10 protein-coding genes are annotated in these 12,781 nt (G+C 54.6%); 9 read left to right on the plus strand and 1 reads right to left on the minus strand.

Features of this window, described 5'->3' with window-relative positions:
- Positions 1-49 precede the first annotated feature (49 nt).
- The 7 genes from AC5DDB_RS27740 (at position 50) to AC5DDB_RS27770 (ending at position 9,683) form a co-directional block, all read left to right on the plus strand.
- Complete coding sequence (locus AC5DDB_RS27740; protein ID WP_491743026.1) at positions 50-1,138, plus strand: Ig-like domain-containing protein; 1,089 nt, start codon at positions 50-52, stop codon at positions 1,136-1,138.
- A gap of 173 nt (positions 1,139-1,311) precedes the next feature.
- A complete protein-coding gene (locus AC5DDB_RS27745) occupies positions 1,312-5,700 on the plus strand; it encodes a hypothetical protein (protein ID WP_491743027.1) in 4,389 nt (1,462 codons plus the stop codon).
- Positions 5,701-5,760: 60 nt separating this feature from the next.
- Positions 5,761-6,840 carry a tetratricopeptide repeat protein gene (locus tag AC5DDB_RS27750; protein ID WP_491743028.1) on the plus strand — a complete coding sequence of 360 codons (1,080 nt, stop codon included), beginning with the start codon at positions 5,761-5,763 and terminating at the stop codon, positions 6,838-6,840.
- 214 nt (positions 6,841-7,054) lie between these two features.
- Positions 7,055-7,921: a MotA/TolQ/ExbB proton channel family protein gene (locus tag AC5DDB_RS27755; protein WP_491743029.1), complete on the plus strand. Its 867-nt coding sequence runs from the start codon at positions 7,055-7,057 to the stop codon at positions 7,919-7,921.
- A gap of 75 nt (positions 7,922-7,996) precedes the next feature.
- Positions 7,997-8,470: an ExbD/TolR family protein gene (locus AC5DDB_RS27760; RefSeq protein WP_491743030.1), complete on the plus strand. Its 474-nt coding sequence runs from the start codon at positions 7,997-7,999 to the stop codon at positions 8,468-8,470.
- Positions 8,471-8,519: 49 nt separating this feature from the next.
- The gene (locus AC5DDB_RS27765) at positions 8,520-9,032 is read left to right on the plus strand and encodes an ExbD/TolR family protein (protein ID WP_491743031.1); all 513 of its coding nucleotides are present in this window, start codon (positions 8,520-8,522) and stop codon (positions 9,030-9,032) included.
- 33 nt (positions 9,033-9,065) lie between these two features.
- Complete coding sequence (locus AC5DDB_RS27770) at positions 9,066-9,683, plus strand: LutC/YkgG family protein (RefSeq protein WP_491743032.1); 618 nt, start codon at positions 9,066-9,068, stop codon at positions 9,681-9,683.
- Positions 9,684-9,767: 84 nt separating this feature from the next.
- Here the strand turns inward: AC5DDB_RS27770 and AC5DDB_RS27775 are convergent, their stop codons facing one another.
- A complete protein-coding gene (locus AC5DDB_RS27775; RefSeq protein ID WP_491743033.1) occupies positions 9,768-9,968 on the minus strand; it encodes a hypothetical protein in 201 nt (66 codons plus the stop codon).
- 167 nt (positions 9,969-10,135) lie between these two features.
- On the opposite strand from AC5DDB_RS27775, the gene AC5DDB_RS27780 reads away from it, so the two are divergent.
- The gene (locus AC5DDB_RS27780) at positions 10,136-11,302 is read left to right on the plus strand and encodes a cysteine desulfurase family protein (RefSeq protein WP_491743034.1); all 1,167 of its coding nucleotides are present in this window, start codon (positions 10,136-10,138) and stop codon (positions 11,300-11,302) included.
- Between the two features lie 35 nt (positions 11,303-11,337).
- Positions 11,338-12,756: a twin-arginine translocation signal domain-containing protein gene (locus AC5DDB_RS27785; protein ID WP_491743035.1), complete on the plus strand. Its 1,419-nt coding sequence runs from the start codon at positions 11,338-11,340 to the stop codon at positions 12,754-12,756.
- The last annotated feature ends 25 nt before the right edge of the window (positions 12,757-12,781 follow it).

A 12,781-nucleotide genomic window follows, 5' to 3' on the forward strand; every position in this document is an offset into this window, starting at 1 on the left:
CGCGATTTGTCGGCCTCACCAGTTTGATGTTGCACGGAGTACTGAATCGATGCGAACCCTATCTATTCTCGTCTGTGCAATCCTGGGTAATATGGCCCTCGGACTCGCATCCGAACCGGAAACGGTCCAAATCAACTTGGAACCGAAGACAAACGTGTTTTCGGTCGACGGACTCACGACGGGGCAATTGGAATCGGCGAAGCTGAAAATCTTTGTGGCGGATGCCATGGAGGATTCGCTGGCGGTCTTCGGGCGTCAGTCCGTCGAAGACAATCGATTGCTGTTCCGTCCACGATTTCCACTCGATCCCGGAGTGACTTATCGGGCTGTGCTCATACGGGGCGATCTGGTACCGGTGCGTGAGAACTTCAAGATCACGCCGACGAAACCACCGCAAACGCCGGAACTGACGCACGTCTATCCATCGGGCGACACACTTCCCGAAAACCTGCTGAAGTTCTATCTCCACTTTTCCACGCCGATGCGCCAAGGCGATTCGTATCGCTTCATTCATTTGATCAATGACAAGCACCAAGAAGTCGAACTACCGTTCTTGGAAATCGATCAAGAAATGTGGAGCCCAGACGGCACCCGTCTGACATTGCTGTTGGACCCAGGCCGGATCAAACGCGGTTTGAAGCCACGCGAAGATTCGGGACCGGCGCTCGAAGCAGGTCGACATTACACGTTGGTTGTCGACGCCGCCTGGAAAAATCTCGACGGCAAACCGATGAAGGAAACGTTCCGAAAGTCCTTTCGCGTTAGCCAGGCCGATGCGGAACAACCGCAGATTGCCGACTGGGAACTCAACACACCACGTCGCGACAGCAAAACGCCGCTGACCGTTCGATTCGATGAACCGCTCGACCACGCTCTGGCTTCACGCGTTCTGGAAGTGATCTCCCCGAACGGCCGACCGATCGCTGGGCGGATTCAGGTCTTGAATGGGGAGACGGAGTGGCGTTTGACCCCAGACACCGCATGGATGGCCGGAGAGTATCAACTCCGTGTTGAAACCATCCTCGAAGACCGGGCAGGGAACAGTCTTGGCCGCCCGTTCGAAGTCGACATCTCTCAAAAATCGAAACGCCAACCGATTCTCGCAGTAGTGCAACGGACGTTCACGATCGGCGAATAACGTCACAATTCCCGATGCGCTTTGTTGCGTACACTGGCGGAGCGGCTTATGCTGAGAAGGGAGGATCGGAGAGGTCTTCCGGGCCTCTCATCCTCAGCTCAATCCCCACCATTCCCGCTTCAATCGAAAATTGAGTCGGACGAATATTGACCGAAGCGTTTCGGAATCGAACCATGATCACTTTCAGACGCTGCCAAACTGTATCGTTGTGGGCACTTCTCACCCTTCTGATGCCGTTTGGCGTAACGAATGGCTTGTCTGTACCTTCAGTGGAAGCAGCGGAACTTCAGCAAGAGTTCCTCGATGGCTTGCGTGCTCGTGGGTACTTTGACGAAGCATTGTACTACCTCGATACGCTGGAACAAAACACCACCCTCAATGCGGAGATGAAAAAGCGGCTGCCATACGAACGTGGCATCACGCTTCTCAAAAACGCGCAAACGATGCGGAACCCGGAAGCCCAAGAAGCTGCCCTCGACCAAGCAGCCGGGCAATTGGAGACGTTCGTCCGTGACAACCCCGACCACGAACTCGTCGGGAAAGCCCAAGCCGAACGAGGGAACATTCTTCTCGGTAAGGCTCGCGTGAAAATTTGGGATGCGAATTCTCCGGTCAACGAAGACAAAAAGCCCCAAATGCAGCAAGAAGCACGGGAAGACGTGTTGGCTGCGCGGAAGATTTTTCAGTCGGCTCACGACAAATACAAAGAGATTTACGAAGCCTTCCCGAAGTTCATCCCCACCGATGAGAAAGAACAGCGTGAAGCCCGCAAGAAAGCGGAAATCGATTACATGCAGGCGCAGATCGATCTCGCCATGTGTACCTATGAGGAAGCTCAGACGTACACCGATGGTTCCGACGAGTTCAAGAAAAAACTGACCGAAGCGGCGAACGACTTCGAGAAAATCCATCAGGCGTATCGTAGCCAAGTCGGTGGGTTGTACGCACGGATGTGGCAAGGCAAATGCTTCGAAGAGCAAAACGATATCGGCAAAGCCCTGGGGATTTACAACGAACTACTCGAGCACGGCAAAGACAAAGCCACCGTTTCCCGGTCGTTGAGAGTCCTGCAAGACCAAGTGCGGCATTTCCGCTTGATCTGTTTGAATCATCGGAGTCGAGCCGACTACCAACTCGTCGTGGATGAATCCGGCGAATGGCTGAACGACACCAGCAATCGCATTCTGGCGCGAACCCCGACCGGGCTCGGAATTCGTTATCAAAAAGCCCTCGCGCACGAGTCGCTGGCAAACAAGCTACGCCAAGAAGAACAACCAGAAAAAGTCGTCGAACAGCAACTGCGATTGGCTTTGAAGGAAGCTCAAGAACTCACCCGCTGGACGGGGCAATATAAAGATGTCGCGCAGTTCATGGCTCAACGCTTGAAGGCGTCGCTGAACATTAACCCCAGCGATCCCAAGTCCTTCGATGAAGCCTTCGGCCTGGCCAAAGTGCGAATTAAGAAAATTGGCGAGTTTGAAGACGACATCAACCAAGCCAAGGCCAAGAAACTGCCCGAAGCGGAAGTTCGACAACGAGAAGATCTCCTCGAAGCGCATCTCGACGAGACGGCGAGCCTTCTACAACTCGGTTTGAACTTGGCGGATTCGTCCGTCGACGCTCGGCAGATCAACTTGGCCCGGTATCTCTTGGCGTTCGTGTACTACAAAATGGACCGTGCGCTCGAAGCAGGTGTGATGACCGAGTTCATCGCCAACCGCTTCGCCCGTTCCGAACCGGAAATGGCCCGAGACGCTGCCAAAATCGCGATGGCAGCCTATGTCAAAGCCTACAACGAGGCCGCTTCCCAACCCAAAGACGAAGACGGGAACGACCCGGATGTCAGTTTTGAACTCGACCAGCTTTTACGGGTTTGCCAAACGATCATCGACCGTTTTCCCGAAAGCGGTTTGGCAGACGACTCCCGCATGACGGTCGGACGAATTTACATGCGTCGGGACATGCCGGCCGAAGCCGCTAACTGGTTCGGTGCAGTGCCAGTTTCGTCGACAAAACATTATGCCACGGCTCAAATCAGCGCGGGTGAGGCCTTTTGGAATGCGTATTTGAAAGCACTCCGAAAACCCGAAGCCGAACGCCCCGATGAAAAAACCCTTGAAGACTGGCAGAACAAGGCTCAGACCTTTCTGAAAACCGGGATCGAGAAGGTTGAAGCTTCGACACCGGAAGGGGCACCCCCGGAGAAACTTGCTGACCTGATCGCGGCCAAAGTCACACGGGGACAAATCTTCGTCAATCAGCAGAAGTTCCAAGAAGCGATTCAACTGGTCACCAGCGATCCACACGCGCCGGTGAAAGCTATTCAGATTTCTGAAGACAAAACCCGTCCGAAAGTCGGCGTTCAAAGTAAAGCTTTTGCGAGTGTTGTGTACCAACTTCTGCTGCGAGCGTATGTAGGCACGCAACAGATCGCCGAAGCTCAAGACACCATGAAGAAACTCGAAGCCGTCGTCGGTGAGGACGGAGGCAGCGAGGTCACACAGATTTACGTCCAACTCGGTCGGCAGATTCAAGAAGAACTCGACCGCACGAAGAAAGTCGGCCCGCCCGAGAAATTCGAGCAAATCCTGACTTCATTCTCACAATTCTTGGACGCCCTCTACCAAAAGCGTAACGATGCCGGCACCTCTTACGGAGCGTTGCAATGGATCGCGGAAACCTACTTGGCTCTCGGGGAAACCGCCGAAGGGGCAAAAGCCACCGAGTACTTCAAGCGGTCCGCCGAAACCTACCAAATGATTCTCGACAAAGCGTCGAAAGATTCGAAACCTCCCCAAGGCCTTACGGGCATCAAATTGCGGTTGGGTCAGGTCTATCAAGCTGCCGGTGAGTTTGAAAAAGGCTACGAAAAACTCACAGAGATCATCAAAGAGTTGCCGAACGCGATCGAGGTGCAAATTGCGACCGCTGAACTCTTGCAGGATTGGGGATCGAGCAGTCGTCCTGACACGCTGCAATATCTGATGAAAGCAATCGGCGGAGATCAGCAAGCGGGAGTTTGGGGCTGGCAGGGTATTGCCCAACGCATCGGCCAACAACTCCGCAGCAACGAGGAAACCAAAGCCGGTTTCAATGCGGAATTGCAAAAGATCTATGCCGCCGAGAACACGACCAAACTCCTCGAGAAACGGCAACTCGAATACGACACCATCAAAGCAGGGGACGCCACACCCGAGGAAGTCAAAGCGGCCGAGGAGCGACTCAAAACCGTGACCGACGCGATCGCTGTCACCAAGAAGTGGCAGGGACTCGGGAACGAGTTGCAGGCCCTCCAATCCGCTCCCGCGGGCAGTGCTGATGCGGAGCAGAAACGGGCCAAGCAGATCGAACAACTCAATCGCAAGATCGAAGGCTTAGTCACCGCCGACCCCGAAGGCTCCGCAACATACCGCCGCATCCAAAAACGCAAAGCGGAAGTGGAGAAACTCGTCGGGGAAGCTACGTTGCGACAGTTGCAACAACAACAGCACACAATCGAAGAACTTTCCAAGGCTTTGCAGCTCGGTCGAGCGGTTTGGGCCATTGACGGGGCAATCGATCAACTCGAATTCGACGATCTCGTCAAGCCGGTCACCAGCGAACCGGGCACCCCATACATCATCACCGACAAAGGGCGACAACGACTCGATCAACTAACGAAGGTCGCCACACCGACGGAGATTCAAGCCGCGGTCCAAGAGGTGCAAGTCCTGCGGGATGCGATCAATTCGCCGCTCGCAGACGTCAGTCGGAAACCGGAATTGCTTCAGAGCCTGACACAGATCGAAACCAAGTCTGAGCAACCTCGCGAGCAGATGCTCAACGCGTTGTACCAAATTGCGATCAGTCGCCAGACATATGCCGATCAACAAAGTTCATCGGATGCGAAGAAAAACCAATTGGAGATTGCCGCCTCGGAACTTGGCAACCTTCCGTTGTTCGTCAATGTCGAACAGGTCGATGCCGAGTGGATGTCGAAGTTCAATTCGCTCTACCGCGACGTTCAACAAGACGTCAATCCCAACGCACAACCGCAAGCAATCAGTAAAGTGGCCGAGGCCAAAGCCGACCCCACCTGGATCGAAACTCCCACAATCGTCCCGGAAACGATCGTTCAAGCGGACGCAGGCGATGATAAAGAAGCCGGCGATGTCGCACCGCCGCCGGAAGGTCCAGGCACGGTCTGGATCATTCTTGGTCTGCTCGTCGCATTGGCTGCAACCGGCGGAACGATGTTCTTCTTGATGAAGGGGTCGAAACGACCGGCTCGTCGGCCATCGTATGGAACTTCCGAACCAGTCTTCGGTGGCGGCAGCGCAGGCCCAGCACCGACGAAATCACGCAAACGACCGGCAGCGTCGAAAAAACCCGGTGCAACGCCTCAAAAGACTGCAGCATCGCCACAGAAGTCTGCAGCCCCTCGCAAAGCGTCTGAAGGGCAGGCCCCCAGGAAAAAACGCCCGGCTCCAACCCGATCTCCGGAAGCCGGTGCAGCACCGAAGCCTCAAGCGAAACCCAAACCCAAACCACGTCCGAAACCTCCGACCGGAGACGCCGAGTAACTTTCGCACTCGCCAGACGATTGGTTTTTTCACTCCGTTCAATCAACCAGGATTCATCCGATGTCCTTGTTTTGTCGTCAGAAAACGTTCGCCTTGCTCGCTAGCCTTGTCGTTCTTGTCGGGTCGATCTCGGTGCAAGCCGCCGATACAGTCTATCTGAAAGGCAGCGGCAACGAACGCAAAACCGGCACGATCACTGGGCAGTCTGCCACGGAATTGGTGGTCAGCAGTGGTGTCGGGAGTCTCAAGAAAGAGTTCAAGATTCCCGCCAACGAAATCGCCAGCGTGGATTTCGAAGAAGAACCATTGCGGTTGCAGATCATTCGTGGAAACGAAAGCCAGGGCAAACTGACCGAAGCACTCAGCGGCTACGAAGAAATGCTCGGCGAAGTGAAGCCGGAAAACGAAATCGTCCGCACAGATATCGAATTCCTGATCGCCCGCACATTGGCGAAATTGGCCAAAGGTGATCCGTCGAAGTTGGACGAAGCCATCGCGAAGCTCGAAGCGTTCCAGACAGCTCACCCGAACAGTTTTCGGTACTATCCGACCCAGTCTTGGCTGGCGGATCTGTACATCGCCAAGGGCGACGGAGTCAAAGCGGATGCCACACTGAGCAAGCTCGCCAATTCGCCGTGGGAAGACTACAAAATGTCGGCGAAAATCTCACAAGGGCGATTGTTGCTCAAACAAAATCAAATTCCGCAGGCTCAGGCACAATTCCAAGCCGTCGTGGATGCGAACGCTGCCACGGAAATCGAAAAGGCCCGACGCTTCGAAGCGATGCTCGGGTTGGCCACCACACTGCAACGGCAAAACCAAGCCGATGCAGCAGCCAAAATGTTGACCGAAGTCATCGATCAAGCAGCTACCGACGACACAAAAACATTAGCCGAAGCATTTCTTCGCAAAGGTGATACACTTCTAGCAAGTGGCAAGAAGAAAGAGGCTCTTATCGCGTATCTGCATGTCGACGTGCTCTTTAATTCCGAAAAAGACCTGCACGCCGAAGCGTTATACCGGTTGGCCAGTCTGTGGAACGAAGTTGGCAAACCCGAACGTGCTGCCGACTCACGGGCTCAGTTGGGGTCACTGTATGCCAATTCGGAATGGGCCAAGAAACTCGCTGGCGGCAACTAACGCCGACAGCTAATCTGTCACCCCGAAAGCGAATGAATCAAAGATTGAAATCCCGAACTTCAGTGCTGGCGTTGAGCCATCATGGCTGTTTAGAATCGGGAAACTCAACATATCAAAAGCCCTGCAAGAGTGCAGGCCGTGTGCATCACCCAGAAAACACCTGGAAGTTACCGATAATTTGCGTTGCGGAGTGAAATCCATGTTGCGAGGTCTGTTGTCTAAAATTTCAAACGCGGGAGCGGCTCTCAGCGTGAGTTGGTCGATGCTGCTTTGCGGAGCATTGGCATGCGGTGCGTTCACAGCGACTGTGATGACGCCGACTGCCGTCTATGCTCAAGACGAAGAAGCCACTGAAGAACCAGCTGACGAAGGCGGCGAAGAAACTGCCGATACAGACGCTGCTCCGAAGGAAAGCTTCCTCAGCTACGCGATTCGGGCGTCGGGTTTCTTTGGTTTGCTGCTGCTGATTCTCTCGTTCATCATGGTGGCTCTCATCATGATGAACACCTTGCAAGTGCGTCGCGACAACCTCATGCCCGCAGGTTTCATCGACGACTTCGAACAACGATTGACCCAAAAAGACTACCAAGGCGCCTACGAAACCGCTAAAGCCGATGACTCGTTCATCGCCCGCGTGTTGGCCGCCGGACTCAGCAAACTCAACCGGGGTTACGAAGAAGCCGCCGAAGGGATGCAGGAAGTCGGTGAAGAAGAGAACATGGCTCTCGAACACCGTCTCAGCTATCTCGCTTTGATCGGTACAATCGCTCCGATGCTCGGTCTGATGGGAACCGTTTACGGGATGATCACGTCGTTCCAAACGATCGAACGCAGCAAAACGTCTCCGAAACCAAGCGAATTGGCCGGCGGTATTTCGACCGCGTTGTTCACAACGATCGAAGGTCTCGCGGTCGCAATTCCCGCGATGATTTTCTACAGCCTCTTGCGGAACCGTGTGCAACGGTTGGTGCTGGAAGTCGGCATGGTCAGCGAAGGGTTGATGAGCCGGTTCTCGACCGTCAACAAGAAGCCCGCTGCAGGAGCAGCACCCGCCGCCGCACCTGCTGCACCCCAAGAATAAATTTGCTGAATCCGACTCATTGATTCTCGCTCATAATGACATGGGCGAGTTTTCATCGACCTACGTGAGTTTGCCATGAAATTCAAGAAGTCCGCTTCAACCGTTCCCGAAGTCGACATGACTCCGATGATCGACATCGTGTTCCAATTGATTGCCTTTTTCATGGTGATCTCGAACTTCGAACAAACGCAAGCCGACGAACGCGTCAAGCTTCCGCAAGACCAGTTGGCACAACCGCCCCAGGTCAAACGCGACAAGGAATTCGTGATCAACTTCGGTTACGACCGAAACAAAAAGGGCGAGATTATCGGTGCCGGAACGCCGCTGGTGTTCTATGCCGGTGAAAGTCTTCCGGTTCAGCAGTTCCGTTCGCCGTTGAAACTCGAACGCGATAACTATGTAGCGACCGGTGTCGATCCGAAAGATGTCTCCGTGACGATTCGATCGGACTCGAAGGTACCGTTTGGGCAAGTTCAGGAGTTGATCAAACTCTGCCAGGAAGTTGGCTTTACGACATTTGCCTTGAAAGCCCAACAGAAGACTCTCTAGCCCCTCTCGTGTTGGGTCGACGCCAACGAACTGCAACAGGTTTGATGTCATGAAAATTCGGAACAAAAACGAAGCTGCCAAAATCGAGCCGCAAATGGCTCCGATGATCGATGTCGTGTTTCAGTTGCTGATCTTCTTCATGTTGACTCTGAAAATTGTCGAGCCGGAAGGCGATTTTAGCATCAACATGCCAGTCGCTGCTCAAGCATCGAATGCAATCCCTGAGCAAAACCTGCCTCCGCTCAAAGTGCAGTTGACGGCCCAGGCCAACGGTGAGTTAGCCAGCTTGAAGTTCAACGGCAGCGATCTTGGAACGGGCACCGCAGCTTTCGAACGACTTAACGGATTGATTCTCAAGGCAATCGGTCGGCCGGGAAATCCGCTCACCGAGGAGCAGGAAGTTGAGATCGAAGCGGATTACAATCTGAATTACGAATACGTCATCAGTGCCGTCGGTGCGGTGAGTGGCCGGATGCAGAAAACATCCGACGGCAAAATGAAGATGATCCGCTACATTCAAAACATCAATTTTGCTCCCGCCCGCAATAAGCCGGGAGCCTAATGACGCTCGTCGTCGAGTACCAACGAGAATTCTATGTCTAGCCGAGATGAAGTGTTGAAGCGGGTCCGTGGGCAATTGGTGGAAGCCGTTCCGCATCCCACGCTCGCAGGCGATTGGACGACCTACCCCAACCCTCGGGAACACTTCGCGGAGACGCTCGGCGGAATCGGCGGTCTTTGTGTTGCGGCCAATGATACGTCCGAGATTGAACGCCACCTCCGCGAGATACCTGCCTTCAGCGAGGGAAAGAAAATCGTCTCGCTAGTTGCCGGCGTGGATGTCGGCAACGTCGATCCAGATGCAATTGACGACCCGCATCACCTGGACGACATTGATTTCGCCATTCTTCCAGCGAAGCTGGCGATCGCTGAGAACGGAGCCGTGTGGGTCAGCGACGAAAACCTTAAGCATCGGGTGCTGTATTTTCTACCCCAGCACGTCGCGTTAGTGGTCGAAGGCGGGCAAGTGGTCAGCAACATGCACGAAGCGTATGAGTGGCTTCGCGTTCACTCGCCCCAAGCATTCTCACAACGGGGTTTCAGCGGTTGGATCGCCGGTCCATCGAAGACAGCGGACATCGAGCAGTCGCTGGTCATCGGAGCGCATGGTGCTCGCTCCATGACAATCTATCTACTCGACCAGAACGGCTAACCCAGAGTTGTTGCGGGCAGTGACTCGCGGGGGCCGAGCAAAATGCCTACCAGCCCCCCACGCATACAACGATTGATCGTCTGACTACCGAGCGGCAATAATTGCGTCTCGTTGACGGGTCAAGTTGTCGATCTGCCGACGAAAACGGTTGGCGTGATACATCGACGATTGTCGCTGTGGCTGACTACGAGTGTTAGCGGCCTTACGTTCGTACTTCTCGGCCAACTTGGTTTTGGTTTCGATCAAACGATCGATTTTTTTTGCGTGTCCCCGAAGTTCCGCCATCACAGCACCTGTATTCTCTCGCAGAAAAAGTCCAGAATTGCGTTAGGATAACGAGTTCCCAAGGCTCTGCAAGCCTGGAGTGCCTGAAATTCCCGAATCTCATCGTCCGAGTGTATCTCGTGGCAATTGTCTTGAGTATACGTTGTTCCCTTTGTTTACTGAGCCCAATGCCGACTTCCATCTATCTCGATAACAATGCCACCACCCGCCCGTTGCCGGAAGTGCTCGACGCCATGAACGAGCACTGGCGAGCGAGTTTCGCCAACCCGGGTAGTCATCATGGTTTAGGACGCACGGCCCGCAAAGCTCTTGAAGATTCGCGTGAGAAGATCGCTTCCATTTTGGAGGCCGATCCGAGTGAAGTCATTTTCACCAGTGGCGGTACGGAATCGACAAATTTGGCGATACAGGGGTTTGCACAGGCTATGTCTCCGGGAGCCATTCTGCTCACAGAAGGCGAACACCTGGCCAGCATGGAGTGTTGTCGAACGCTAGAACGCGAGCGGGGTTTTCGGCTTGAATGCTTGCAAGTTGACTCGCACGGAATGTTGAAGCCGGAGCAACTTTCCGAATTCGCGGACTCCGACCTCCGTATGGCAACGGTTATCTTGGCGCACAATGAGACGGGCGTCATACAGGATTTGCAGCGGATTTCGGAGTTCTGCCGGGAACGCGGTATTCCGCTGCATGTCGATGCCGTTCAGGCGGTGGGGAAGATTCCGGTCTCGTTTGCGGGCTTAGCGTGCACGGCGATGTCGCTGGCTGCTCACAAATTCCATGGCCCACGTGGGATTGGAGCGTTACTGCTAAGACGTGGAACCACGTTACCACCGCTATTGCGGGGTGGGCACCAAGAGAGTGAACACCGCCCCGGCACCGAACCGGTGGCGTTGGCGGTTGGCATGGCGACGGCGCTCGAGTGTTGGCACAGGGACCAATCGCAACGCACTAGGCTGATGCGAGAACGACGTGATGAACTTCAAGCGGGACTTCTCGAAACGTGTCCCAACGCCGTCGTGAATGCTATGGGAGCCAACCGTCTGCCGAATACGTTGAACATCTCCTTTCCGGGCATCGATGCAGAGGCACTTCTAGTCAACTTCGACTTGGCAGGGATTTGTTGCTCGCTTGGCAGCACATGTGCGAGTGGTTCGACATTGCCGAATCAAACACTCGTCGCCATGGGATTGCCAGAAGAAGTGTACCGCTCGGCCATTCGGTTTTCCGTCAGCTTTGAAACAACCGCCGAGGAAATCGCAACCGCCGTACAACGCGTCTCGCAAATCGTCGAACGCATGCAGCGTTCAGCCGAATCCATCAAATTGCATTCGTAGAGACGTCGCCGTATTGTGGGAGAGGTTTTCGTTCCGTGCAAACTGTTGATAAAGGGCACACGATGCGGTCACTCACGCGACGAGAGTTCTTGCAACGATCCGCTGTCGGAACAGCTGCGGTTGCATGGGGAACTTCGTATTTGTCGGCAGCGGCACATTCGGAAATCCCTCACGGAGACCGAGCTGCACAAGACGAAACGGTCACGGTGCTGAATCCGCAGGGACGGGTTCCGTTGTCGTTCATCATTGATGACTCGACGTGCCTGGTCAACATGGGACACTTCTGCACGCCTCAATTCGCCGCCGCCTGGCCGGGTCGATACAACACACCTTGGCAGACCTGGCCACGGGAAATTCCGGATACGTTCGTCCGCGAGTTCGGCGAATGGTGTGCTGAAAATGGGGTCAAAGGCAAATACAGCATCGTTCCCTATCCGGCTTGTGTCGGCTGGATGGATCGTGAACTACCCGGATGGTCGCGGAAACAGCTTCAGGACAGCCTGAAACTGGTCCGCACTTTGATGGTGCCCAATTGGGACATCCATCCTGAAATGATTACACACACCCGCGTCATCAACTTAAAAACCGGCCGACCACTCGAGGAGATTAGCTCGGCTACGATGGAGAACAGCTACCCGCAGGAGAAAAAAAGCGTCGATGAACTGGCCGCGTACTTGGCGTATGCGCTGCGGATTCTCAAGAACTGCGAACTTCCCTGTGAGGGCGTGACGACACCGGGCGGATTCGGGAATCTCGTGAAGCCGGAGTTGTCCCGAGCGGTCTTCGAAGCCGTCCGAGATGTCTATGGGACCGACTTACCTCACTACTTCAAATACGTCGTCGGCAACCACGAAACGACAGCACCGCAAGTGGAATTTGCTTCGGGTTTAGGGACGGATGACGTTCGAGCCACTGTGAACGTCGTCGCAGGCACAGGAGATTGGTTTGGCGGTTGGGATGGAGATTCTCGGCCCGAACCCGACCGTTACGCGACCAAAGATGCGTCGGCTGGCCGGCTGGTCGATCTGATCTTGCGTGGCGAACCGGCCGTCTTCTTGTGTCATTGGCCGGGCATGTACAGTCACGGTTCGAAGGCGGGGTTCAAAGCGTTCCAGCAAGTCGTCACGGCTATCAACAGTCGTTTCTCGACCGAGACACTCTGGATGAAAGTCAGCGAAATCGGCCGGTATTGGACCGCCAAAGAACTCACGCAGATCCAACGCAAACAGCACACGATCTCATTCGAGGCGCCATTCGACTGCCCAAACTTTACGCTGCAAGTTGAACAATCAAAACCCGGTACCCCAACCCTCACTCAAGGCGAGCAAATCACGAAACTGCGTGAAGTTCAAGAGCAACGCCAGTTGTCGCCAGGAACGTGGATGCAAAGGGAAGCTTCCCACACCGTTTGTTTTGCACTCCCTAAGGGGCGTTCCCAATTGACGTTCACATAGTGTCAACGTCAGCTAAAACGGCTTC

The organism is Thalassoroseus sp. (assembly GCF_984380535.1).